Below are 25,492 nucleotides of genomic sequence, written 5' to 3'. Positions count from 1 at the left end.
GTCAACTCTTGTTGCCGAGCTGGTAGATGCGCAACTTGGCATCCACAGCCGAGAAGTCGCGTGCGGAGGGCGCAAAGTCGATGCTTTCGCGAATGCCCAGACAAAGGAAACCACCGCGGCGCAGGCTGTCGCGAAACAGGTTGAGCGCGCGGTCCTGCAAGACGTCGCCGAAGTAGATCAGCACATTGCGGCACAGCACCAGGTGCGCTTCGCAGAAGACGTCATCGGTGACCAGGTTATGGTTGGCAAATATGACGTTGCGACGCAGGCGCTCGTCGAGCTTGATCAACTCATAGCGTGCACTGTAGTAATCGGCCAACGAATGAGCGCCGCCAGCCGCCGCATAGTTGCGCGACCATAGTTGCGCTTCGCGTGCCGGATAGATCGCCTCCTGCGCCTGCCACAACGCGGCATCGTTGAAGTCGGTGGCGTATAGCTGGCAGCGATCGTAAAGCCCGGCTTCTTCGAGCAGGATCGCCAACGAATAGACTTCCTGGCCATGCGCGCAGCCAGCCAGCCAGATGTTGATCTGCGAATACGACGCGAGCACCGGCAGGACATGATCGCGCAGTGCGCGAAAGACCGGTGGGTCGCGAAACATCTCCGATACCGGCACCGACAAGCCTTCCAGCACGACCGACATGAAGCCCGGCTCGTATAGCACCCGCTCGATCAGGCCGCTGACCGTGCGCATGCCCTGGGAATGCGACAACTGCACGATGCGCCGCTTCAACGAAGCCGGCGCGTACTGGCTGAAATCGTAACCGTGGCGCAACTGCAGTGCGCGCAGGAACAGTTCGATCTCGATGTCGTCCGGCGTGACAGCCATGGCGGTCAGCGATGCAGCCACACACGCATCATCGACGATAGCTTGTCGATGTCGATCGGTTTGGACAGGTAATCGTTGGCACCCACTTCCAGGCACTTCTCGCGATCGCCGCGCATGGCCTTGGCCGTCAGCGCGATAATCGGCAGCTTGAAATGCTTAGGCTGCGCGCGGATCGCCTTGATGGTCTCGTAGCCATCCATCACCGGCATCATGATATCGGTGAGCACCAGCTCGATATCGTCGTTTTCCGAGAGTACCTTGAGTGCCTTCTGGCCATCCTGCGCCATGGTTACGGTGAGGCCCCATTCGCGCAGCACCTTCGACAGCGCAAAGAGGTTACGCATGTCGTCGTCGACCAGGAGAATCTTGCGCCCGCGCAGCTCGTCGTCGATCGCCGTGCGCTGGCTGGCCGCCGCGGCATGGCGGCGATCATGGCGCACGCTGTGCAGGAACAGGCTTACTTCGTCGAGCAGGCGTTCCGGCGCGCGCACACCCTTGACCACGATGCTATCGGTGTATCGGCGCAGCTTCAGGTTTTCTTCGCGACTGAGATCGCGCCCGGAATAAATCACCACGGGTGGAATCTGGCCTCGGCTGGAAAGTTGCTCCAGCAGCTCCATGCCGGACATCCCTGGAAGACCAAGATCGAGCACCACGCAGTCGTAGTCCGCGTGAGCGATACGCTCCAGTGCCTGTTCCGCACTGGCCGCTTCGTCGATGGTCACGCCATCGTCGTTGAGCAGTGTGCGGACGGCGGTGCGTGAATCCTCGTCGTCATCGACGATCAACAGATGCCGGGTGCCACCTTCGGCAAAATGCAACAGGCGTTCGAAGGCACCATTGATCGCCTCCCGGCTGACCGGCTTGGTCAAAAAGCCGACGGCGCCCATTTCACGGCCGCGGTGAGCTTCGTCGACGGCGGAGATGAAATGCACGGGGATATGACGGGTGACGTTGTCCGCCTTGAGACGTTCGATCACCGTCCAGCCGTCCATGCCCGGCAGCATCACGTCCAGCAGAATGCCGGCGGGTTTGTAACGCTGTGCAAGTTGCAGTGCAGACTCGCCCTCCGCCGCGGCCAGCACGCGGTAACCCTTGCGATGGACCATGTCGGCGAGGATGCGAGCGAAGATCGGATCGTCCTCGACGATCAAGACGACCTTGTCGTCCGGTGTCACGTGCGCACGATCGTCTTCGATGGTTTCGGGCAGCAGGGCATTCGTCACCGGGGCGCGAGAGTAGCCCGCGTCGGCCGTGCTTGGCGGCTTTTCCGCGGATGCACTAACCGCTTGGGTAACCTCAGGCAGCAAGATGGTGAAGGTGCTGCCGCGCCCTTCGCGGCTGCGCAGGTCGATGCAGCCTCCCAGCAGTTCGGCAATGCGCGTCGAAATGGCCAGCCCCAGGCCGGTGCCGCCGTATTGGCGGCTGGTGCCGGAATCGACTTGCTCGAAGGCGTTGAAAATTTTCTGGAACTTGTCAGCCGGAATGCCGATGCCGGTGTCGCTGACGGCGATGGCGATGACCGGTTTGCCGGTCAATCGCTCGGGGAGTGCAATGTCGGCGGCGGGTCGGCCGATATGCACCGAGACCGTCCCCTGCTGAGTGAACTTGAAAGCGTTGCCGACCAGGTTGTTGATGACCTGCTCGAGCTTGGGCGAATCGGTGCGTACGACGGCGGGCAGGGTCGGGTCGACTTCCACGTTGAAACCGACCAGTTTTTCCTGTGCGACGTGATCGAAGGTGCGCTTGAGCGTGCGGATCAGATTGCTCAAGGGGAAGTCGGCCAGATCCAGCTCCATCTTGCCGGCTTCGATCTTCGACAGGTCGAGGATGTCGTTGATCAGTCGCAGCAGATTACTGCCCGAGTCGTGAATGATGCGCGCCGATTCGACCTGCTCGTCGTTGAGGTTCTCTTCGCGGTTGTCGGACAGGCTACGCGAGAGAATCAGCAAGCTGTTGAGCGGGGTGCGCAACTCGTGCGACATGTTGGCGAGGAACTCTGACTTGTACTGGCTGGCGCGCGCCAGTTCTTCGGCCTTGTGTTGCGTGTCGCGTTGCAGTGATTCGAGTACGCTCTTCTGCTCGTTGAGCGTCTCGGTTTTTTCCCGCAGTTCTTCGTTGGATGCCTGCAGTTCTTCGGTCTGCACGCGCAGCTCTTCTTCCGAAGCGACCAGGCGTTGCGATTGCTCTTCGAGTTCGGCGGTCTTGGCCTGCAGGGCGTCGTGGCTGTCGCGTAGCACCTCTTTCTGTTGCCGCATGACCAGTTCGGAGGTGCGAAGGTCGTCGGCTTGCTCCTGGGTCTGTTCCAGCAAGGCCTGCGTTCGGATGGCGCGAGTGAGGTTTTCCTGTGTCAGGCCGGCGATCGGTAGCAACTCGTCGAGCAATTGACGGTGCAGCGGGGCGAGCGGGCCGAAGCTGGCCAGTTCAAGCACGCCGCAGAGTTCGTCGCGCACCATGACCGGCATGATGACGATGCAGCGAGGCAGTGCTTCGCCGCTGCCCGAATGGACGCGTACGTAGTTCTCCGGCACCTGATCCAACACGATCACCCGGCGTTCGATCAGGCATTGGCCGACCAGGCCTTCGCCGGGCATATAGCTGTCAGGGCCCTGCCAGGTCTGGCGCAGCCCGTAGCTGCCGAGCAGATCGAGTTGTTCGCGCTGGTTGTCGTAGAGGTAGTACATGGACAAACCGGCGCCGAGCAGGGGTACCAGCGACGAGGTGAGTTCGCTCGCAAAGTCGCGATGGCTGGCCGTCTGCTGCAGACGTCTGGCGATATCCGAAACCTGTGTTTTAAGCCAGGTCTGCCCCTGCGTTTCGATCGACATGCGCTTGAATACCTGTAGCGCACGGGCAATCTCGCCGACTTCGTCCTTGCGGGCCAGTTGGCCTACCTCGATATCGTGGTCGTGATTCGACAGGCGGGTCATCAGGTTGGTGATGCGACGCAAGGGGCGCGTGATCAGCCGGTAAGTAAGGCTGATCACCGCGAGTCCGAAGATCAGGCCGAGCAACCCAAATGCGATGTTGACGATGCGGGTGGCATTGAGGGTGCTGGTCAGCGTCGCATTGCGTTTGGTCAGCAGATCGTTTTCGGTACGCGCCATCTGGTCGATCAGCGCATACGCATCTTCGATGCGCACCGTGCGATGGGCGATATAGTCGTTGCGAATGCGCTGCAGTTCCTGCGTCGCCTTGGTCGGATCGGATTCGGTCATCTTGCCGATGGGGTCGACCGCATACGTGCTGACTTCACGTTGCCATTGGGTGATCAGGCCCTGGATGCGATCGATCCGTGTCTGCTGCACCGGGTTGTCCATGGTGAGGTTGCGCAGCGTGTCCAGATGCGTCGTGCTGTCGGTGACACCGGTACGGAAGGCGGTGCGCTCCTCGTCATGCTGGTTGAGCACATAGCCGCGGACGCCGACTTGGCCGGTCTGCATGGCGAGGCGTACCTGATCCAGTTCGAGCAGGACGTTATAGGTGTGAATGGCCCATTGGCGATTCTGGTCCTGCTTGTTCAGCGCGGAGAGCGTGACGACGCTGGCCAGCAGGAACAAGCCGACGAGCAAGCCAATGGCCAGCAGGATCTTGCGCTGGATAGGTTGATCGGCAAGCCAGGTTTCTTTCTTGGTATCCGCCGCCATGCAAACCGTCTTTGGTTTTGAACGGGAGCCTCGCTCGAGGCTGCACCGTCGGGTTTTTGTCTGCGTCCGCCATCCCAGTCGGTCGCGAGTGAAACTTCAGTGACGATGCCAGCTTGGTGCAATGAACGAGCGTCGGCGCCAAGCTACGATCAAGAGCGCCGTGGTGAATGTCGAACAGATCAGCAGTGCGACAACCGATGCCTCGGCGCCGAAGACTCCGCCGCTCAGCCAGCTCGGCCCGGTGCGGTTGGACACCAGCCAGCCGTCGGCGTGTGTGCCGGACACCGGGACGCCGAAGACGGTGCCTTGCATGAAGTTCCAGGCCGCGTGCATGCCCATGCAAGGCCATAGCGAGCGGGTGACGTGGTAGAGCATACCCAGCATCAGGCCGGCTTCGATGGCGATCGCCGCCGAGCTCCACAGCGTCGCGCCAGGATTGAAGATATGCGCCGCGCCGAAGAACAGCGCCGAGATCACCAGCGCCCAGACCGTTCCCATGCCTTCTTCAACGATGCGAAACAGCACGCCGCGGGTGATGATTTCTTCGGAGATGCCTGCACTCAGGCCAGCGGTCAGCAGTGCGGGTAGCCAATCGGCCTGGGGATTGGTACCGGTCACGTGATACGAGCCAAGCAGCCACAGCACGCCAGCGACGGCGCTGAAGAGCACGGTGCCGATAACGATGCCCAGGCTGCCGCCCAGGGGTAGGGCGCGCGGTGATAGCTCACGCGGGCTACGCCGCTCGATCAGGCGCACCAACAGCAGGTAGGCGATGACCGCGGGGAGAACCTGGCCCAGCATCTTGACGAGCGCCCGCTCTACCGGTGCGGCCTTGGGATCGCCGAATCCCGTTCCGGTCAGACCCAGGCTAATGACGGTGATCAGGACAATCATCGTGATCGTGAAGAACACGATCCGCCCCACAGGCGACAGCACTACCCAGCGCTGCCATTCCGGAGCGTCAGCCGGTGTCGTGAAGGCAAGTTCTCCCGGCTGCATATATTCCCCTGTCTGGCCGCGGTCTATGGCCAGATTACCCAAGTTTGGAGATCACGTTTAGACGTCGAGCGAAGTGGCGTGCTCACGGGTGGCGGAAAAGCGTACATCGGGCCAGCGTTCCTGGGCCAATTGCAGGTTGACCCGTGACGGGGCCAGATAGACCAGCTCGCCGGCCGCATCGATGCCGAGGTTCAAGGCATTCTTTTCGCGGAATTCGGCCAGCTTTTTGGCGTCATCGCAGTGAATCCAGCGCGCGGTGACGACCCCGACGGTGTCGAAGCTCGCATCCACGCCATACTCGTCCTTGAGGCGGTAGGCGACTACGTCGAACTGCAGCACGCCGACCGCGCCCAGGACCAGATCGTTGCTCATCAACGGGCGGAAGAACTGCGTGGCGCCTTCTTCGGACAGCTGGGCCAGGCCCTTTTGCAGCGCTTTCATCTTCAGCGGGTCGCGCAGGCGCGCGCGGCGGAACAGCTCCGGGGCGAAGTTGGGAATGCCGGTGAAGCTGATCGGCTCGCCTTCGGTAAAGGTGTCGCCGATGCCGATGGTGCCGTGGTTGTGCAGGCCGATGACGTCGCCCGGATAGGCCGACTCGACGATTTCGCGATCGCTTGCCATGAAGGTCAGTGCATTGGCGATGCGGACCTCTTTGTTGGTGCGTGCCTGCACCATCTTCATGCCTGCGCTATAGGTGCCCGAGCAGATGCGCATGAACGCGATACGGTCGCGATGGGCCGGGTCCATATTCGCCTGAATCTTGAAGACGAAACCGGTGAGCTTTTCTTCCTCCGGCTCGATCGTGCGGCCCAGGGTGGCCCGGGGCTTGGGCGACGGGGCGTTTTCGACGAAGAAATCCAGCAGCAGCTGCACGCCGAAGTTGTTCACCGCCGAGCCGAAGAACACCGGCGTCTGCTTGCCGGCCAGATAGAGTTCGAGATCGAAGGGGTTGGACGCGCCCAGCACCAGCTCCAGCTCGTCGCGCAGCTCGGCCAGGGCCTCGGCGCCGACCAGGGCTTCCAGACCGGGGGCGTCCAGACCCTTGAAGATGGTCGAATCCTGGCGCGTGAAATTCTTGCCCTGCTCGAACACGTGCACTTCGTCCAGCAACAGGTGATACACGCCCTTCAGGCGCTGGCCCATGCCGATCGGCCAGGTCAGCGGCGCGCAGGCGATGCCCAGCACCGACTCCACTTCATCGAGCAGCTCGATCGGCGAACGGCCCTCGCGGTCGAGCTTGTTGATGAAGGTCATGATCGGCGTGTCGCGCAGGCGGCACACCTCCATCAGCTTGATCGTGCGTTCCTCCACGCCCTTGGCGCAGTCGATCACCATCAGAGCGGAGTCGACCGCGGTGAGCACGCGGTAGGTGTCTTCGGAGAAGTCCGCGTGGCCTGGGGTATCGAGCAAGTTGACGATGCGCCCTTCATACGGGAACTGCATCACCGACGAGGTCACCGAAATGCCGCGTTCCTTTTCCAGGGCCATCCAGTCGGAGGTGGCGTGCCGCGCCGCCTTGCGTCCCTTCACCGAGCCGGCCATCTGGATGGCGCCGCCGAACAACAGCAGTTTTTCGGTCAGCGTGGTCTTGCCGGCGTCAGGGTGGCTGACGATGGCGAAGGTGCGGCGACGGCGGGTTTCTTCGAGATGCGTGGACATGGAGGGCGGGCATGCGATGGGCGAACCGCCAATGATACCAGCCGGTTGGAGCCGGGAAGGGAAAACTTGAGGCGCGTCAGGTTCTTCCCCAGCCCTGGCGCACTACATCCGCACCACTTGCCCGCCCTCGGCCCGTCGCAATGGCGGCCGATAGGCGGCCACCCGGCCTTCGGCGCTCGCCGCATAGGCAGCTGCCCTGGCGCGGCGTTCGTCCAGCCCGCTAACCGAGCAGCAGGTCTTCGTAGAACGCCCCGTAAGGTTCAGTCGGATGCGCAATCTGGATTTCCAGAATCCACAGTCCAGAGGACGGTGTGGCATCCAGTTCGCCAAGATCGCCAGCCTTATGAATCGAATGTGGAAAATCGCTAACCCTATGACCTTTGATCGCATGATTGAACCGCCACCCCATCGTCTCAGCCTGCTGTTCGGCAAACGCGTAGAGCGCCTGCCCACTGATGCCATCCCTGCGCCACGCCTCGGCGACGATTCGATGCAGCTCACGCGCGGCGTCGGCACAGGCCTGACGTTCGGGTGCGTGTCCGGTCACGAAGGTGTCGCCCACATCGCCCTCGTGGCCGTCGAAAACCAGGCCCAGGTCGATGAAATAAATGTCGTTCTCGCCGAGCCGCACGCTGTCGTCGGAGCGCTCGCGATAAATCTTGGTGGTATTGGCACCGATCCGGACGATCGTCGGGTGCCAGAGCCGTTCCATGCCGAGGCTTTCGAAAACGGCGGCCGCTTCGGTACGTGCCTCGGGTTCGCTGATGCCGGGGCGCATCCGTTCACGGATGCCTTGCAATGCCTGCCAGGAGAGTTCGCGCGCCCGCTGCATCAGGGCAGGGTCAAAGCGTGTACCGACGGCTTCTCGTTGGGGAGCTACTGCATTCAAAGGGGCTGTTTCGCTTGCGGCTTGGGGACATAAATGCGCGAGGCCTGCGGCCTTTTGTCGCGCACACCCCAAGCCTGCCACTTCGGTCGATGACATGCATGCGGCGGAGCACCATGCCGGCGCGTAGGTCAAACAACCTCAGTTGTCATCGTCGCCCCGGCGAACGCCGGGGCCCAGCGTCTTTAACACGTTGAGCGTAAGGCACTGGATCCCGGCGTTCGCCGGGATGACGGAGTATGGAGGGGACTTTTTCTTGAGCCGTTCAGACGAACAGCAATATCAGCCCGATGGCCGCAGGCAAGGCCTGGACATAGAGAATCTTCCGGCTGGCGGTAAAGCCGCCATAGATGCCGGCGATCAGTACGCAGCCCAGGAAGAACATCGCCACATCGCTGCGATGCGCGGCCAGCGCCCATACCAGTCCGGCGGCGAGAAAGCCGTTATAGAGCCCCTGATTGGCCGCCAGCGTCTTCGATTGTGCGGCGAATTCCGCGGTCAGGCCGAACGCCCGGCGGCCCGTGGGCTTGTCCCACAGGAACATCTCCAGCACCAGAAAGTAGACGTGCAGCAGGGCGACGATGGCAATGACGATGCTTGCGGCGATGGACATGGTGCTCCCCTTGTATTCGGCGCAGTTTTACACGCCAGCACCGCAATAACGAAGGGGCTGCTGCCGCTCAGGGAGCGGGAGGGAAGGCTTGGTCCAGCCATTCGGGTACCGGAATGCCTTTGCTGCGCAAAAAAACCGGGTTGAACAATTTCGCCTGGTAGCGCGTTCCTGCATCGGCCAGCACGGTGACGATCGTATGGCCAGGCCCGAGCTCACGCGCCAGGCGGATGGCGCCGGCGACATTGACGCCGCTGGAGCCGCCGACGCACCAGCCCTCATCGTGCAGCAGGCGATGGGTGATCGGCACGGACTCCCCATCCGGGATCGACCAGGCCTGGTCGATCGGCGCACCATCGAAATTCGCGGTGATCCGGCTCGATCCGATGCCTTCGCTGATCGAATTGCCCTCGGCGACCAGCTCACCGGTTCGTACGTAGTGCGCCAGGGCCGAGCCCGCCGGGTCGGCCAGGGCGATGCGGATCGTGGGTTTGCGTGCCTTCAGGGCGCGCGCCACGCCGGCCAGGGTGCCGCCGGTGCCGGCGGCACAGACGAAGCCATCGAGTTGCCCTGCGGTTTCCTCCCAGATCTCGACGCCGGTGGTGGCTTCGTGAAAATCGCGGTTGGCGGTGTTGTCGAACTGGTTGGCGAACCAGGCGCTGCCCGGGTCGGCCTCGTTCATCGCCTGGGCCCGTGCCCGCGCATGGTGGGCGTAGTGGCCGGGATCCTTGTAAGGCACCGCGGGCACCAGGCGCACCTCGGCGCCGGTCAGGCGCAGCGCGTCGATCTTTTCGCGGCTTTGCGTCTCGGGCATGAAGATCAGCGTGCGGTAGCCCCGGCTGGCGCCAAGCAGCCCCAACCCGATGCCGGTATTGCCGGCCGTGCCCTCCACGATGGTGCCGCCGGGGCGGATCAGGCCGCGCCGCTCGGCGTCATCGAGCAGACCGAGTGCGGTGCGGTCCTTGATCGAGCCGCCCGGGTTCAGGAACTCGGCCTTGGCAAGAATGTGACAGCCGGTGAGCTCGGACGGGCCGCGCAGGCGCAGTAGCAGCGTGTGGCCCACGGTGGCGGGAAAGTCGGCGCGAATGCTCATCGGATAGCCGGATTTTGAAGGTCTCGGAAGCCGTCAGCTTATGCCTTTGCGCCATGAGATGGCAGCGCTTCATGTTTTTGCGAATGCGGCGCAAACCCGCGCCGTGACTGGCCTTATGACATTTCGTTACAAGATGGAAAGATATACGCCTAGACGTTTAGACGTCTATTGACACACGAATGGATGGTCACTAAAGTCTGCTGCACTCATCGAGACCGGCTGAGGGACAGGCCCTTTGAAGCCGGGGCAACCTGCAGATTTCCTGCAACGGTGCCAACTCCTGCGGAGGCGTTCCCCAAAAACGCCGACGAGAGATGGGTTGAATTCCTTATGCCGCGCGTTCTGCGTGGCAAGGGCTTCAAACCTCTCTTAGGTCCGCAGGGCGATGGACGAACCGGAGAGCGTTTCAGATGCCCAGCCAAGCCAATCCCGTGCCGCCGCCAGTGTTCGCCGCAACCTCGTTGCCGGCTGCAGCTGCACGTGGGGATCTCACCGCTCAGCGCAGCACCCGACGCGTCACGCTGACGCCAAAGTACGGCGCGACGTCGTGCGAAGTCGATGTGCGCTATCTCTGGTGTGGCGCGCCGGATGCGCCGACGGTGATCGTGCAGGGCGGCATTTCCGCCGATCGCGACGCGGTGACCTTCGGCGACCAAGCCGCCGGTTGGTGGCAGGAATTCATCGGTGCGGGCCGTACCGTCGATCTCGATCGTTATCGGGTGTTGTCGATCGACTGGCTGACGCCCGCCGACCTGGGCAATGCGCAGGCCATCTCCAGCGAGGATCAGGCCGATGCGCTGGCGGCCCTGGTCGATGCGCTCGGGATCGGCCGCGTGCACGCTTTCATCGGTTACTCGTACGGCGGCATGACCGGCCTGGCATTTGCCGCACGTCATCCGTATGTACTCGATCGGCTGGTGCTGCTGGGTAGCGCGCATCGTCCGCATCCGCTGGCGACGGCACAGCGCTCCGTGCAACGCAGCATCGTGCGCCTGGGCGTGGAAAGCGGTCAGCCGGAGCAGGCGCTCGCGCTGGCGCGTCAGTTGGCGATGACCACGTATCGTGGCAGCGAAGAATTCGTGCGCCGTTTTGCCTCCGCACCGGAGTATCGCGACGGTCGTTTTCATTTCCCGGTCGAGGATTATCTCGAACAGGCTGGGCGCCAGTTCGTCGCACGCTTCGATATCGATCGCTATCTTGCCTTGTCCGAGTCGATCGATCTGCACGACGTGCGGCCGGAGCAGGTGCCGACGCGCACTACGCTGATCGGCACGCCGTCCGATCGCCTCGTGCCGCTGGCTGATCTGTGCGAATTGCAGCGCCGCCTGCAAGGGCCGGCATCGCTGGAAGTGATCGATTCGCCGTACGGCCACGACGCCTTTCTCAAAGAATCCGACCGCCTCGCGCCGCTGCTGCGCGAAGCGCTGGCTTGAACCCAAGAAACGAGTATCCGGAGTTACCTTCATGAGCGACACCACCGCCCCCTGTACCCGCGCCGTGCGCGCCGGCATCGAATCGGATACGCAGCATGGCGCGGTGGTGCCGGCCTTGCATCTATCGACCAACTACAGTTTCGAAGGGCTGGGCAAGAAGCGCGCGTACGACTATTCGCGCAGCGGCAATCCCACGCGCGATCTGTTGAGCGAAGCACTGGCCGATCTGGAGCAGGGCGCGGGCGCGGTGGTGACCAGCAGCGGCATGTCGGCAGTGGCGCTCGCGCTGGAGTTGGTGCCGGCTGGTGCGAAGATTCTCGCCGCGCACGATTGCTACGGCGGTACCTGGCGCTTGTTCGATGCATGGGCGAAGAAGGGGCGCTTCAGCGTCGAATTCGTCGACCTTACCGATAGCCACGCCCTGGCCGCAGGCCTGGCCGGCAAGCCGGCATTGGTGTGGGTGGAAACACCGTCAAACCCGTTGCTGCGCATTACCGATATCCGTCACGTGGCGCATGCCGCGCACGCCGCCGGCGCGCTGGTTGTCGTGGACAACACCTTCCTGTCGCCGGCGCTGCAGCAACCGTTGACGCTTGGTGCCGACGTGGTCGTGCACTCGACCACCAAGTACATCAATGGTCATAGCGATGTCGTCGGTGGTGCGGTGGTGGCACGCGACCCGGCTGTGGCCGAGCAGCTCAAGTGGTGGGGCAACTGCAATGGCCTGACCGGTGCCCCGTTCGACAGTTTCCTCACCTTGCGCGGCCTGCGCACGCTCAGCGTGCGTCTGCGCCAGCATCAGGAGAATGCGCTGCGCATCGCCGAATTGCTCGACGGTCATGCCGCGGTACGCAAGGTGTACTACCCCGGCCTCGCGCAGCATGAAGGTCATGCGCTGGCGGCGCGTCAGCAGTCCGGTTTCGGCGCCATGCTCAGTGTCGAACTCGAAGGCGACTTTGCGCAGATCGAAGCCTTCGTCAACGGCCTGAGTTACTTCTCCCTGGCCGAGTCGCTCGGTGGCGTGGAAAGCCTGGTAGCGCATCCGGCATCGATGACCCACGCGGCGATGGCGCCCGAAGCCCGTCGTGCGGCGGGTATTGCCGATACGCTGATTCGTCTTTCTGTCGGCATCGAAGACGGCGACGATCTGCTGCGTGACCTGAGCCTGGGTCTGGAGCGTGCGCAGGCGGTGACCGCAAGTGAAAACAAACGCCGGGTGAGTGCATGAGCGCAGTGCTGGAGTCTGAGGCCTCCTCTTCTTCGCCTGTTGCCGCATCGAACGACATCGCGATCGTGCTGTTGGGCACGGGTGTGGTCGGTGGCGCTTTCCTCAAGCTCTTGTGTACGCCCGCTGGTGCGCGTCTGCGCCTGGTAGGGGCGGCCAACTCGCGTCGGCAGCAGGTTGAGCCCGAGCAACTGGCCGCGCGCGATCTGCGCGAGCGCTTGAAGCAGCAAGGCGCCGCGCGAGACGACAAGGCGCTGCTGGCAACGCTCGACGCAAGCCATGCATCGATCAAGGTCGTGATCGACGCTACCGCATCGGCCGATCTGGCCACACGCCACACCGAATGGCTGGCGCGTGGTTATCACGTCGTGACGGCGAACAAGTCGCTGGCCGGCGGCCAGTTGAGCGGTTGGCGCGCCTTGCAGGCCGCGCGTGCCGGTGGCGCGCGCTATGGCGATGCCGCCACCGTCGGTGCCGGTCTGCCGGTGATCTCGACCTTGCGCCGTCTGCGCGATTGCGGCGACAGCCTGCTTACGCTCGAAGGCGTGTTTTCCGGTTCGTTGTCGTACCTGTTCAATCAATACGACGGCACGCGCCCGTTCTCCGCGCTGCTGCGCGACGCGCGCAAGCTTGGCTACACCGAGCCCGATCCGCGCGCGGATCTTTCTGGTGAGGACGTGGCGCGCAAGCTGCTCATTCTCGCGCGCAATGCCGGCTTTGCCCTGGGTTCGGACGAAGTGGTGGTCGAGAGTCTGGTGCCGGAGCATTTGCGTGATCTGAGCGCGGATGCCTTCCTCGATCGCCTGGAAGAACTGGATGCGCCGTTGGCAGCACGCCATGACGAAGCGCGTTCGCGCGGTCAGGTACTGCGTTTCCTGGCAAGGCTCAATCAGCGCGGTCGCGCACGCGTAGGCCTGGTGGAAGTGCCTGTGACCCATCCTGCGGCGCGTCTTTACGGGACCGACAACCAGTTTGCGTTGACGACCACGCGCTACAACACCCAGCCGCTGGTGATCCAGGGGCCGGGCGCGGGTCCTGAGGTGACGGCGCAGGCGTTGTTGGGCGATGTGCTCGCGTTGGGCTGAGCGAAACTCCACCTAAGCTTGCAGGAGAGGTTGGCGGGATTTGTGGACGTAAAAAAAGCCGGGCATGTGCCCGGCTTTTTGTTTACGAATGCGCTTCGAGCTGCGCCTCTTCGACCGAAGGTGTACTCCAACCCGATTTGACACCCCAGACGTAGAAGATCAGGCCCACCACGGCGACAAGCAGCAGATCCCAGCCGTAGGGGACGTAGTTGTGTCCCTTGAACTTATCGCTACCGGCCCAAGACAAGGCGGCGACAACGGGTAGATAGCAGATCAACCACCAAGCACCTTGCAGTTGGCGGCCGAAGTCCTGCCAACCTTGCTTGTATTGATAGTAGAGGTAGACCGGCAGGGCCACAGCCATGAGCAGGATGATGTATCCGGTCAGTGGCCACGTTGCCCAATAGAGCAGTTCGGTGGCGAGGATGAAGGCGATGCAGGCGAGGATCGGCAAGCCGATGATACGCAGCGGGCGATGAAGCTTGGGTGCCGTGCGGCGTAAGGTCATCACACTAACCGGACCAGTCAGGTAGGAAATGACCGTCGCCACACCGATGATGTCCGCTAGCGAGTCCCAGCTGCCGGCATGCCACAGAAAGATGTAGGACACGGCCAGGTTCACCCACATCGCCGGACGCGGTACGCCCCATTTCGGATGCAGCTTACCGAGGATCTTCGGCAGCGTGCCATTGCGCTCCATGCCGTAAAGCATGCGGGCGGTCGTCGCCGTGTAGGTGATACCGGTGCCACTTGGACTGATCACGGCATCGGCGAACAGCAGGATCGCCAAGTATTGGAGCCCCAGTAGCACTGCGAGGTCGGCGAACGGCGAGCGGAAATGCAGACCATGCCAGCCGACCTTGGCCAGCATGTCAGGTGGCACGGAGCCGATAAAGGCGATCTGCAGGAGCACGTAAACAACCGCTGCAATGGCTATCGACCCCAACACCGCGAACGGGATGCTGCGTCCTGGGTTGCGTGCGTCACCAGCCAGGTTTACCGGACTTTGAAAACCGTTGAAGCTGAAGACAATACCTGCGGTGGTAACTGCGGTGAGGATGGAGGGGAAGTCGATGGAGTGGGCGTCACCATGAATGCCCACATTGAAGTTCTCCGAATGGAAGCCGCTAGCTATCAGCAACAATCCAGTCGCTGCTGGAACCACTAGCTTGAAGATGGTGATCGCCGTGTTGGAGTGTGCAAACAGCTTCACGCTCCAATAGTTGAGCAGGAAGTAGACAAACACCAGCACGGCCGCGAGGCCCTTGCCGATGTCTGTCAAGGCGACATGGCCATCAGGCGACAGAGTAGATAGGCTCTGCGCCCATTCCCAAGGCCAGTGGTTCATGTACTGGACCGAAGCGACTGCTTCGATGGGAATCACCGAGACGATCGCGATCCAGTTCGCCCATGCGCCGATAAAGCCGACCAGGGAGCCGTGGGAATAGTGGCTGTAACGAACCATGCCGCCGGACTCGGGGAACATGGCGCCCAGTTCGGCGTAGGTGAGGGCGATGGTCATGATGACCGCGGCGCCCAGTACCCAGGCCCATACCGCGCCAGGTCCGGCAAGCGAAGACGCGCGCGCTGCGCCAAATAGCCAGCCTGAGCCGATAATCGAACCCAGGCCGGTGAGCATCAAGGCAAATGCGCCGACTTGGCGTTGTGCGGGTTGGGAAGAGGACATGCACGCTTCCTGTAACAGGTGGATCAAGACCGGCAAGCGCCAGCCGCATAAGCCTGGGATGATGACAGACCCCGCCAGTGGATGTCACACCAACTGGCCCAGTGGGCCGGTGTGGTGGCCTACCCCAGCAATATGGACCTTCTCTAGGCTGCGATCAGCACTCGATCACATTGACGGCCAGGCCGCCGCGCGAGGTTTCCTTGTACTTATCCTTCATGTCGCGGCCGGTGTCGCGCATGGTGGCGATCACCTTGTCCAGCGAGACGCGGTGCTTGCCATCGCTCTTGAGCGCCATGCGGCTGGCGTTGATGGCCTTGACCGAGCCCATCGCGTTGCGTTCGATGCAGGGGATCTGCACCAGGCCGCCGATCGGGTCACAGGTGAGTCCCAGGTTGTGCTCCATGCCGATCTCGGCGGCGTTCTCCACCTGCAGCACGCTGCCGCCCAGCGCGGCGGTAAGACCGCCGGCTGCCATCGAGCAGGCGACGCCGACCTCGCCCTGGCAACCGACTTCGGCGCCGGAGATGGAGGCGTTCTCCTTGTAAAGGATGCCGATTGCCGCCGCGGTGAGCAGAAAGTCGATCACGCCCTTCTCGTCGGATTTCGGGCAGAAGCGCACGAAGTAATGCAGTACCGCCGGCACGATACCCGCAGCGCCGTTGGTCGGCGCCGTGACCACACGGCCGCCGGCCGCGTTTTCTTCGTTGACGGCCAGCGCGTAGAGATTGACCCAGTCCAGAATCGTCAACGGATCCTTCAACGAGGCTTCCGGCTCACGCCGCAGGTCTTCGGCCATGGCCGGAGCGCGGCGTGTCACTTTCAAGCCGCCCGGCAAGGTGCCCGGCGAGCGCAGGCCGCGTTGCACGCAATCTTGCATCGCCTTCCAGATCGTGATCAGGCCGTCGCGGATCTCCTGCTCGCTGCGCCAGACCTTTTCGTTTTCCAGCATCAGTTGCGCGATCGACAGATGATGCTGTTTGCACAACGCCAGCAATTCATCGCCGGTCGAGAACGGGTAGGGCAGTTCGGTGGTATCGGCAACGATGCGGTCTTCGGCCGCTTCGTCGGGGTTGACCACGAAGCCGCCGCCGACCGAGTAATAGTCGCGCGTGGCAAGCACGTTGCCATCGGCGTCATAGGCGGAAAAGCGCATACCGTTGGTGTGAAACGGCAGTTTCTGGCGCTTGTTGAAGACCAGGTCGCTCTTCTCGTCGAAGTCGATTTCGTGCTTGCCGAGCACGTTCAAGCGATGCGTGTGACGAATGCGCTCCAGCGTCGCCGGAATCCGATCGGGGTCGACACTGTCAGGGTGTTCGCCTTCGAAACCCAGCAGTACGGCCTTGTCCGTGCCGTGGCCTCGGCCGGTCATGGCCAGCGAACCGAACAGTTCGGCGCGCAGGCGCACCACGCGATCGAGCACGCCTTTTTCCTCCAGCCAGTGCTCGCAAAAGCGAGCGGCTGCGCGCATCGGTCCAACCGTATGCGAGGAAGACGGACCGATACCGATCTTGAACAAGTCGAATACGCTGACAGCCATGGTTTTCTTTCAGCTCAGGGGCGACGATGGGGGAACCGGCTATTCTACGCGTGCTGCATCCTGGTAACAGCCATGGCCGACCTGACCCTCTATCAACGCGATTATTGCCACCTCTGCGACCAGGCGCTTGCAGTGATGGCGCAAGCCCGTGCGCCGGATTTCGACAGTGTGTGGGTAGACGACAGCTCGGTGCTTGAAGGCCGCTACGGTACGCGTGTCCCGGTCTTGCGGGACAATCGCGACGGCCGCGAGCTCGATTGGCCCTTCGATGCCGACGCAGTACAGGCTTTTGTTGCTGCACTGCAGCAGCTTTAGCGGGCCGCCGAAGTTTTCAGCCGCCTGAGAATTTCCTCGCGCGCTTCGCGCAGGATGGAGTCGCGATCCAGGCTGGCGACGACCTCGGCCACGGCACGCTTGGCACCGAGCTCGCCCCAGGATTTGCCGGCGACCAGATAGCGCTCCGCCGCGCGACCGATCAATACGGTGGCGTACCAGGCCATGGCGCCTTGTGCGGCGGCGGTGACCAGCACCGATAAACCGGCGCTGACGCCCTTCAATGCGGATGCTGCTAGCTGCATGCCCCAGATGGCACCCATCAGCGCCGCCAACTGGGCGGAAATCACCGCGACCAGACGGCCGGACTCGGCGCGTGTCAGCGGCAGGCCATACAGACGCGAAAGCTGTACCACCATAGCGGCATCCAGGCCGGCGGCGGCAAGCAGGTCCGCTACCGGGATCGGGTTCAATGCGACAGCAACGCCTTTGGCCAGACAGTAGTTGCGGATCAGCCGCGTCGCCATGTGGCGGCGGGTCTCGGCGATGCGTGTCGATACCTGATCGGTCAGCCGGCCGGCGTAGAGTCCGGCATTGAGTGCGGACAACGTCTTGCCTTCGCGCCGGGCGATGTCCAGCAAGCGTTCGCGCAAGGCGGCCACATCCGGTGGAACGGTTTGCGTATGCGTGTGCTCATGACCCGCGGCATCCGTGTCGATCGTCTGGCGCGGTGTGGGACGCGCAGCGACGGCAATCACATCGTCGGCGAGCAGCAGGCCGCGGGTGCGTTCGCGCAAATGAGCAAGCAGCGAATGCCGCTCGTCGTCGCCATAACGGTCGGCTTTGTTCAACGCCAGCAGCAGCGGCCGCTGCGTCTGTGCCAGTACTTTCAATGCATCGAGTTCGTCGCGGGTGAGGTCGCCGTCGGCGACGAACACCACCAGGTCGGCGATCTCGGCGACATCGAAGGCGAGACGCTCGCGCGCTTCGCCGTCCAGTTCGTTGATGCCGGGGGTGTCGATCAAGACCAGGCCGTCGTGCTCGGCTTCATCGAGCGTGGCCTGTTCGGCGAGGGTGGTCGTGCCGTGAAGGACGCCCACTTCGAACGCTTCGCGACCCAGCAGGGCATTGCCGAGCGCCGATTTGCCCGCCGATACGCGGCCGAAAACGGCGATATGCAATTCACCGCGATCGAGCCGCTCCAGCATGTTTTCGATACGGGTGAAATCGCCGGCCAGCTCGCTGCGAATAGCCGGCGGAATCGTCGGGTCGTCCAGTAGCTGACGCAGACTGTCGGCTACCTTGCCCTGAGCGCTCGTGCTCGACCCGCCGCTGGGGTGAGGGATATCAGCGGGCTGGCCGGCTGTTCCCAGCCAGCCGCGCATGCGTTGCCATAGCGTGTCCATCGCCATGGCCCGGAGTTTACTTTGCCGTGAGCGTCAGGTGCGCGTTGATCTTGACGTCGGGGCCGATGACCGACGTGTCGGCATACTCGCCGCTACCGACGCCGAAATCGAGGCGCTTGACGCTACCGGTGACATCGAGCGTGGCGCCGGTGCCCTGCGGCTTGAAGGTCACATTGAGGCTGACCGGCTTGGTGACGCCGTGCAGGGTCAGGTTGCCGTCGGCCACGACCTGGGCGCCGTTCTGGCGAAAGGCCGTGGTCACGAAATGCGCCTTGGGAAATTTGGCCGCGTTGAAGAAGTCCGGACCCGGCAATGCGCCGTCGCGATCGTTGTCGCCGGTCTTGGCGCTGGTCAGATCGACTTCGACATCGAACTTCGAGGTGGCGAGCTTGGCTGCGTCGTAGCTGATCGCCGCCGTCCACTTGCCGAACGTACCGTCGAAGCTCTGTCCCTGGAAATTGCTGGTAAAGCCAAGCTTGCTCGATGCCGGTTGCACGGTGTAGTCGGCAGCGCCGGCAACACCAGGAATCGCTGCGGCAAGCAGCAGGGGGAGCAGTTTGCGGGCGAACGAGGTCATGGTTTTTCTCCTTGTGAATTCGTATCGCGCAGTTTGCCGAACGGCAACATGCGGCGCAGGACATTATCTTTGTCGAACACGTGATGCTTCAGTGCGGCGCCGGCATGTGCCACCAGCACCAGCAGCAGAAAGTAAAAGAGATACTCGTGAATGCCGATCACGGTATGCGCGAGGTCCTCGTTCTTGCTCGCGATCGCCGGCAGGTTGAACAGCTTGAACCATTGCAGCGGAAAACCGCGCAGCGAATTGAACCACCAGCCGCTGAGCGGCAACGCCACGATCAACACATACAGCAGGCCGTGCACGACATGCGCGGAAACATGTTGCCAGCGCGGGCCCGGTTCGTCGGGCGGGCGACGATCCGCTACGCGCCACAGCAAGCGCAGCAGGAAAAGCGCGAGCACGGTAAGGCCGATGGACTTGTGCCAGGCGAACCAGCCGATCTTCTGCATGGGCGAATGCGCCAGATCCATGCACAGGCCGAAGATGCCGTTGCCAAGGATAGCCAGCGCCATCAGCCAATGGAAAAACTTGGCGACCGAGCCCCATTGATGGTCGTTGCTGCGCAGGCTCATGGTGATTCCTTCGGGTTCGAATCTGTGGATGAAGTCGGTGCCGGAGCCTCGTTCGCCTTGCCGGCATCATCGTCCTTGATGGCTTCCAGTTCCAGCCACACGCTGACACTTTGTCCGATCGAACCCTTGAATGCGGTCATGCCGAAATCGGTGCGGTCGAGCATCACGTTGCCGGAAAAGCCGGCGACCGTGTGCAGTCCATAGATCGTCTTGGCGGCGCGGTTGAAGGTGAAGTTGATGTCGATCGGCCTGGTAACACCGCGCAGCGTCAAATTGCCATGCAAGACGCCGTGGTTGGCGTCTTTCTGCTCGACGCCGGTACTGACGAAATGCGCGTAGCGGTTCTTCCCGCTATCGAGGAAATCGGGCTTGAGCACGGCGGTATTCCAGGCCGCGTCGCCCATGTCCAGGCTGGCCAGATCGATATCCAGCTCGGTGGATGCCTGGCTCAGGTTGGCAGGATCGAGGTGCAATACACCCTTGGCGATGTGCAGCCGCCCAAAAGGGCGTGAGTAACCGTTGTGGTCGATGCTGAAAAGGATCTGGCTGTGCACGGTGTCGTAGCGATAGCTCGACTCGGCCGCCTGGGCGGCACCGAACGAGCCAAGGCTCAGGAACGCATAGCAAAGCAGGGTTTTGATGGGCATAAGGGAAAGTCTGGCCGATGAGAGGGGGAACGCCAAGCTTCGAACTTGAAACGGATTGTTTCTCCCGTGAATAGTTCCAGCGATACCCCCCGGTTCAAATCCCGGCTGCCGTGGTCACGCTATCGTTCAGACTGGCCATCCAGATCACTGCGCTCCCGCCACGCATCGGCGGTCAAGGTAGCCAGTTGGCGTATCCGTCCGGCGCTGGCCTCGGTCAATAGCGCCTTCAATTTGTCGCCGGCGTCCGTCTGGTCCAGTGCCTTGCGCTCGGCCAGCGACGCGGCCAGCGCGCGTCCCATGCTGTCGAAGATCAGCGCATAGGCGAACGCATGCAGAACGCCGCCGCCCAGCGTGCCCAAGCCCGGGAAAGCCTTTAGCGCGTTGCCGGCAATCGCCAGCACGATCGAGCTGCCGGTACGCAGGGTGAGGCGCGCCTGCTGCAGGAAATCTTCGATCTGCACATCGGTGACGCGAATGTCGTAAAGCGTCGCCAGCTCCCGCGTCAGCGCGGCGGCCAGGGCTCCCTGGATCACCAGGTCGCTGCCCGGTGCGACGGCGGCGAGCGCGCCGATGACGGCGCGACGGGCGTACTTGCGCACGATCTTTTCGGCATCGGCCGTGCGCGTGGCCGATTCCAACGAACCGGTGCTTTCATGCAGTCCCGCCAATACCGCCCGCTCGCGCGATGGTTCGAGGCCGCTGGCGCCGGGCGCGGTCAACCGAACCAGGGCGTGGAGCAACGGCTCGATCGACGGTCGACGCTGGCGTTCCACCTGTTCGCTGCCACCGTCAGCCAACGGACGCTCGAAGCGCTCGCTGCCGCCGGCGCTGATGGCGACCACGGTTGCGGCGATGTCCCGGGTCTGCTGCTGCAGTCGTTTGACAATCAAGCTGCGTTCACCCTCATTCCATTGATCGGCTTTGTTCAAGGCCAACACCAACGGCTTGCCGAAGTCGCCCAACCAACGTACCTCCTCGACTTGCGTCCGCGTAAGGTCGCCTGCACAGAGATAAATAACAGCGTGTGCACGCAGCGCTTCCTGCCGTGCGATGTGTTCATGGGCCTCGCCGCCTGCTTCGCGGCTGCCTGGTACATCGGCCAACGTGAGCCGACGGCCATCGGGCAGGCTGGCGTCGATATGTTGGACCTCGCGCGTGGTGCCGCCGCGGGCATCGCTGCGAGTCAGCGCATGGGGCGCGATGGCTCGGATCAGGGTCGACTTGCCTGTGGAGATTTCACCAAACAATGCGACATAGACACGGTCGCCCTGCTTGCGCCGATCCAGTTCGATCAGCTCGCCATCGAGCGTTGCCGTGTCGACGTTGCGCTTGCGCAGGCGTTGCAGCCGGTTTTCCACATCCGCACGATCGGCGACCTTCAATGCGCGACGCCTGCGGCGTGGACGCAGAAGCCACCACAGCAGCATCAGCCCTGCCAAGGCAAACAAGACCAGCACGGCGCCGAGCAGCCATTGCAACGCCACCGGTAGCGCCAGGTAGCGCTGCATCAGTGCGAGCGCTCGCTCGATAACGGCAAAAAAAAGCCAGATCAGTGCGAGCGCGGCGATGGCGGCCAGAGCCAGACGAAAGCGAAATGTCATATCAGGCGGATACTCCCAAGCAGCAAGCCAGTTTGTTGTCGTGCAGAAAGACAAGTTCTTGGCTTACATAGTAAATAGAGTCTAGATGACTTACCGCCAGCGGAGCCTGGCTATGCTGGCGAGCGTAAAGGAGAGGGAGCCTCCATGATTTTTCAATGGTTTATAGGGCTTGTGCTGACGTTGGTGTTAACCGCACCGGCGGTTTGGGCACAACCGCCGGCACCTGGGTCGACCAAGTTCGCCGAGCCACGCCCTACGCCGCAGTTTCGCCATTTTGACAAAGCCGACGGATTGCCCGGTTCAGCCATCAATACCGTGGCACAAGATGCCACAGGCTATATGTGGTTTGGCGGCTCGGCAGGTTTGACGCGTTACGACGGCGTCGACTTCGCCACATTCAGGCATCAGCACAGCGACGCAAGTACGTTGGCGAGCGACGAAGTGACCCGATTGGCGCCGATGTCGGACGGCCGATTGTGGGTAGCTACCGCCAATAGTGGGGTCGATCGCTACGACCCTCGCCATCATCGCTTCGAGCATTGGCGCCACAGTGATGACCCAGGCAGCTTGTCCGATGACAGCGTGCTTGCGTTGGCGCTCGCTCCTGACGAAAGCCTATGGGTCGGCACCAAGGCCGGGCTCGATCGTCTGCTTCCGGATGGCTCGCGCTTCGAGCACATAGCGTTTCCGCATGGCGATCAACCGGATGACCGCACCGTGAGCGCACTGATGGCGCAGCCCGATGGCACGCTCTGGATCGGTACGCGTTCGGGGAAATTGCTCAAACGTACGCCACGCGAATCGTGGCAGTCGATCGACGTGCCTTACGAGTCTTCGGACAGCAATGAAATTCACCGCATCCAGGGTGGCCAGGGAGACATCCGCATCAGCACACGGCAGGGGCTTTTCCTGGTCGGCTCGGACGATCAGGCGCGTCCGGCGTTTTCCCATACGCAGTTGCCAGCATCTTTCTATGTATTTGGCAGTGCGCGCGATCTGAAGGGGCGGCTGTGGCTGGCCACTATTCATGGTCTGGTGATGGAAGACGAACGCTCGAGAATCCATCGCTTTCACGCAAAGCCGACGGTGATCGCCGGCCTGCCTTTCGAATGGGTGCTGAGCGTGACAAGCGACCGCGAGGGTGGCTTGTGGTTTACCTCTTACGAGGGCGGCGTCGCCTATTTACCGCCGGGATGGGAGGGATTTTCGCGTTACACGCATATACCCGATGATCCATCCAGCTTGCCGGACAATCCGCCGTCTGTGGTGGCGCCGAGTGTGGACGGCAAGCTCTGGGTCGGCAGTTACGGCCGCATCGATAAATTCGACCCGACTACCGGCAAGACCGAACGGGTCATCGGCGATCTGCAGCATCACGTCATACACATCATCGATAGCGGCGATGCATTGTGGTTTACCGTGCGTGGTGAATTGCGGCGTTTCAAGGACGGCGAGATCGAGCAGATCGACCCCGAGCGGCGGTGGATCACGCGGCCTGAACTGTTGGCGCGTGGGGACGACGGTACTATTTTTCTTACCGTTGCGCGCCACGGCGTCGTGGGAATTGACCCCGACTCCAAAAAAATACGCGCTGTACCGATGGCGCCGGATATCCAGAACGTCGATCTGCAACCTGGCCTGCTTGCCGTACATGAAGGCAGGCTCTGGTATGGCAATCACGAAGGGCTCTTACACTGGAATCTGCACCAGGACAGGATGAACTGGGTGCCTGGAGTCGAGCGCGGCAAGCCGGTCACTGCATTGACTTTCGATGGCCAGGGATTCTGGTTGGCCCGGGTGGGACAACTTCAGCGTTATCGGTGGGACGGCGACAAGGCCACATCCCTGGTCAACCTGACGGCACAAGACGGCTGGCGCGATTCGGCCATTACGGATCTGGACGTGGACTCGTCCAATGTGCTGTGGATTTTCAGTGAATCGGGCTTATGGAGCTTCGATGCGCAGAATGGCGCTCTTCAACGATTTGGCGCCAAGACGGGCCTTATGGAGGGGACCGTAGGGCCGGGCGCGGTGAACGTGGCCGTGACGCAGAATACGGAGCCGTTGTATGTACCCACACGGCGCGGTGTGATCGGGTTTCGTCCCGGGCATGCCGCGCATCTGCCTGTATCGCCGCCACCGCTGATATTTACCCAATTGCATGTCGAAGGTAGTCGCGGTCAGCGCGATCTGATTCCGGAAAATGGTGGTGCGACGATCCATTGGTTCGATCGTGGGTTGCATGTGCAGGCGCGCATGCTTTCCTATGTGGATGCCGGCGGTATCCGATACCGATTCCGCCTGTCCGATTTCGACGATGAATGGGTCGATACCGGAAAGCACGGTTCGCGCGATATCTCCGGCCTTGCTCCTGGCATGTATCGCCTGGATGCCGCTGCATTTGACGCGTCGGGAGCCTTCTTGCAACAGGCTTCGATATGGCTGCATGTGGAACTGCCGCCGTGGGGTCGCTGGTGGGCGTGGTGCGGCTACCTCGTCCTTGCGATGTCGATGGCCTGGGTGGTCTTCAGAGTGTTACAGCAGCGCGCGGCGGAACGTCATGAGATTCTTTTTTCGGAGCAGCGCCGCGTTCTAGCGGAGCAGAGCAATGCCGCGAAAACACAGTTCCTGGCGACGTTGGGGCATGAAATCCGTACGCCGATGACCGGCGTCCTGGGCATGGCCGAGCTCCTGCTGCACACCCCTCTGACGCCGTTGCAAAACGAGTATGCCAAGGCCATGCGCCGCTCGGGCGCCTTGCTGCTCAAACTCGTCAATGATGCACTGGATCTGGCGCGCATCGAAACCGGGCGGCTCGAACTTGAGTCGGCACCTTTCGATGTCGAGGATCTGATCGACGACGTAGCGCAGCTGGAGCGTCCGCAGGCAGAAAAAAAGGGCCTGGCGTTCGAGCTCGATGTGATCGGGTCCATGCCATCGCATCTGCTGGGCGATGCCGTGCGTATCAAGCAGATTCTGCTGAACCTGATCAACAACGCGCTGAAGTTCACCGAAGTAGGCAAGGTGGTCTTGCGTGTAGAACGTGTGGACGACGGTCTGGCCTTTACGGTAATCGATACCGGTCCTGGTGTCCCGCCGGAAAGTCAGGAGCGGATATTCGAGCGTTTCGAGCAAGGCCTGAGCCCGGAACGGAGGAACGGCAGTGGTCTGGGTCTGGCTATCTGTCGCGAACTGGTCGCTTCGATGGGTGGCACACTTTCTCTGCAGTCTTCCACGGTCATGGGTAGCCGTTTTCACGTCCATCTGCCTCTCCCCGAGGCGGACAAAGCGGCATCGTCTTCGAGCTGGGACAAGCCAGCGGCGGATTCATCGTCGCTGCGATTGCTGCTGGTGGAGGACGACATGATTGTTGCGGCTGTCGTGTGCGGGCTGTTGGAGCATCACGGGCACACCGTTCGTCACGTGCTCAACGGGCTGGCCGTTCTGGTCGAGCTGGAACAGGAGCGCTACGACGCCATCCTGCTCGATCTGGACTTGCCTGGCCTCAATGGTTTCGAGATTGCCCGCATGGTCCGCAAGCGCGAAGGTGCGGGATCGCATATCCCGATGATTGCCGTTACTGCACGTTCGGCGGCAGACGATGAGCAACGGGTTCGGCTTGCCGGAATGGACGGTTTTCTGCGTAAACCGTTGAGCGGGCGTGAGTTACACAAGATGCTGGCGGAGGTGGTCGAGCGAAAAAACGCGACGCCGTCGACATAA

The 25,492-nt window shown here is 62.3% G+C and carries 19 protein-coding genes and 1 riboswitch; of the genes, 5 read left to right on the top strand and 14 right to left on the bottom strand.

What is annotated here, in order from left to right; translation table 11 throughout:
• Position 1: 1 nt before the first annotated feature.
• From ACZ6WW_RS03075 to ACZ6WW_RS03045, 7 genes are all read right to left on the bottom strand, one after another.
• On the bottom strand, positions 2 to 850 hold the full coding sequence (locus ACZ6WW_RS03075) for a CheR family methyltransferase (RefSeq protein ID WP_465272911.1): 849 nt from the start codon (positions 848 to 850) through the stop codon (positions 2 to 4).
• Positions 835 to 4,476 (bottom strand): response regulator, encoded by a 3,642-nt coding sequence (locus tag ACZ6WW_RS03070; protein ID WP_465272910.1) that lies wholly within the window; start codon positions 4,474 to 4,476, stop codon positions 835 to 837. Before ACZ6WW_RS03070 ends, ACZ6WW_RS03075 begins: the two co-directional genes overlap by 16 nt.
• Before the next feature lie 96 nt (positions 4,477 to 4,572).
• Positions 4,573 to 5,475: a lysostaphin resistance A-like protein gene (locus ACZ6WW_RS03065; protein WP_465272909.1), complete on the bottom strand. Its 903-nt coding sequence runs from the start codon at positions 5,473 to 5,475 to the stop codon at positions 4,573 to 4,575.
• A 57-nt stretch (positions 5,476 to 5,532) separates the two neighbouring features.
• Positions 5,533 to 7,134, bottom strand: a complete 1,602-nt coding sequence (locus ACZ6WW_RS03060; protein ID WP_281852091.1) for a peptide chain release factor 3 — start codon at positions 7,132 to 7,134, stop codon at positions 5,533 to 5,535.
• A 220-nt stretch (positions 7,135 to 7,354) separates the two neighbouring features.
• Positions 7,355 to 8,119 carry a M24 family metallopeptidase gene (locus tag ACZ6WW_RS03055; protein WP_281852092.1) on the bottom strand — a complete coding sequence of 255 codons (765 nt, stop codon included), beginning with the start codon at positions 8,117 to 8,119 and terminating at the stop codon, positions 7,355 to 7,357.
• A gap of 166 nt (positions 8,120 to 8,285) precedes the next feature.
• On the bottom strand, positions 8,286 to 8,633 hold the full coding sequence (locus tag ACZ6WW_RS03050; RefSeq protein ID WP_465272908.1) for a DUF1304 domain-containing protein: 348 nt from the start codon (positions 8,631 to 8,633) through the stop codon (positions 8,286 to 8,288).
• Positions 8,634 to 8,700: 67 nt separating this feature from the next.
• Positions 8,701 to 9,723 (bottom strand): cysteine synthase A, encoded by a 1,023-nt coding sequence (locus tag ACZ6WW_RS03045; protein WP_465272907.1) that lies wholly within the window; start codon positions 9,721 to 9,723, stop codon positions 8,701 to 8,703.
• Between the two features lie 203 nt (positions 9,724 to 9,926).
• A riboswitch (SAM riboswitch) is annotated at positions 9,927 to 10,044 on the top strand.
• Between the two features lie 89 nt (positions 10,045 to 10,133).
• On the opposite strand from ACZ6WW_RS03045, the gene metX reads away from it, so the two are divergent.
• From metX to ACZ6WW_RS03030, 3 genes are read left to right on the top strand one after another with little or no spacing between them, the layout of a single operon-like run.
• Complete coding sequence (gene metX / locus ACZ6WW_RS03040; protein WP_465272906.1) at positions 10,134 to 11,156, top strand: homoserine O-succinyltransferase MetX; 1,023 nt, start codon at positions 10,134 to 10,136, stop codon at positions 11,154 to 11,156.
• Between the two features lie 31 nt (positions 11,157 to 11,187).
• A complete protein-coding gene (gene metB, locus ACZ6WW_RS03035; protein WP_465272905.1) occupies positions 11,188 to 12,384 on the top strand; it encodes a cystathionine gamma-synthase in 1,197 nt (398 codons plus the stop codon).
• Positions 12,381 to 13,466: a homoserine dehydrogenase family protein gene (locus tag ACZ6WW_RS03030; RefSeq protein ID WP_465272904.1), complete on the top strand. Its 1,086-nt coding sequence runs from the start codon at positions 12,381 to 12,383 to the stop codon at positions 13,464 to 13,466. Before metB ends, ACZ6WW_RS03030 begins: the two co-directional genes overlap by 4 nt.
• A gap of 82 nt (positions 13,467 to 13,548) precedes the next feature.
• On the opposite strand, the gene ACZ6WW_RS03025 is transcribed toward ACZ6WW_RS03030, so the two are convergent.
• Together ACZ6WW_RS03025 and ACZ6WW_RS03020 are read right to left on the bottom strand one after the other, a co-directional pair.
• A complete protein-coding gene (locus ACZ6WW_RS03025; protein ID WP_465272903.1) occupies positions 13,549 to 15,153 on the bottom strand; it encodes an APC family permease in 1,605 nt (534 codons plus the stop codon).
• A gap of 154 nt (positions 15,154 to 15,307) precedes the next feature.
• Positions 15,308 to 16,690 carry an L-serine ammonia-lyase gene (locus ACZ6WW_RS03020; RefSeq protein ID WP_465272902.1) on the bottom strand — a complete coding sequence of 461 codons (1,383 nt, stop codon included), beginning with the start codon at positions 16,688 to 16,690 and terminating at the stop codon, positions 15,308 to 15,310.
• Positions 16,691 to 16,762: 72 nt separating this feature from the next.
• Here ACZ6WW_RS03020 and ACZ6WW_RS03015 point away from each other — a divergent pair, with 72 nt between their 5' ends.
• Positions 16,763 to 17,005: a glutaredoxin family protein gene (locus ACZ6WW_RS03015; RefSeq protein WP_465272901.1), complete on the top strand. Its 243-nt coding sequence runs from the start codon at positions 16,763 to 16,765 to the stop codon at positions 17,003 to 17,005.
• Here ACZ6WW_RS03015 and ACZ6WW_RS03010 read toward each other — a convergent pair.
• The 5 genes from ACZ6WW_RS03010 to ACZ6WW_RS02990 all read right to left on the bottom strand — a co-directional run bounded on the left by ACZ6WW_RS03010 (position 17,002) and on the right by ACZ6WW_RS02990 (position 21,769).
• Positions 17,002 to 18,375, bottom strand: coding sequence for a DUF697 domain-containing protein (locus ACZ6WW_RS03010; protein WP_465272900.1), 1,374 nt, complete (start codon positions 18,373 to 18,375; stop codon positions 17,002 to 17,004). The genes ACZ6WW_RS03015 and ACZ6WW_RS03010 overlap by 4 nt on opposite strands.
• Positions 18,376 to 18,385: 10 nt before the next feature.
• Positions 18,386 to 18,946 carry a YceI family protein gene (locus tag ACZ6WW_RS03005; RefSeq protein ID WP_281852102.1) on the bottom strand — a complete coding sequence of 187 codons (561 nt, stop codon included), beginning with the start codon at positions 18,944 to 18,946 and terminating at the stop codon, positions 18,386 to 18,388.
• Complete coding sequence (locus ACZ6WW_RS03000; RefSeq protein WP_281852103.1) at positions 18,943 to 19,521, bottom strand: cytochrome b; 579 nt, start codon at positions 19,519 to 19,521, stop codon at positions 18,943 to 18,945. Before ACZ6WW_RS03000 ends, ACZ6WW_RS03005 begins: the two co-directional genes overlap by 4 nt.
• On the bottom strand, positions 19,518 to 20,168 hold the full coding sequence (locus tag ACZ6WW_RS02995) for a YceI family protein (RefSeq protein WP_465272899.1): 651 nt from the start codon (positions 20,166 to 20,168) through the stop codon (positions 19,518 to 19,520). The genes ACZ6WW_RS03000 and ACZ6WW_RS02995 overlap by 4 nt, the downstream gene beginning before the upstream one ends.
• A 119-nt stretch (positions 20,169 to 20,287) precedes the next feature.
• Positions 20,288 to 21,769, bottom strand: a complete 1,482-nt coding sequence (locus ACZ6WW_RS02990; RefSeq protein ID WP_465272898.1) for a GTPase — start codon at positions 21,767 to 21,769, stop codon at positions 20,288 to 20,290.
• Between the two features lie 144 nt (positions 21,770 to 21,913).
• Here ACZ6WW_RS02990 and ACZ6WW_RS02985 point away from each other — a divergent pair, with 144 nt between their 5' ends.
• Positions 21,914 to 25,492 carry a hybrid sensor histidine kinase/response regulator gene (locus ACZ6WW_RS02985; protein WP_465272897.1) on the top strand — a complete coding sequence of 1,193 codons (3,579 nt, stop codon included), beginning with the start codon at positions 21,914 to 21,916 and terminating at the stop codon, positions 25,490 to 25,492.

It is taken from the genome of Dyella sp. NPDC103356, from assembly GCF_055584465.1.
This window is presented reverse-complemented; position numbering and strand designations above follow the sequence as displayed.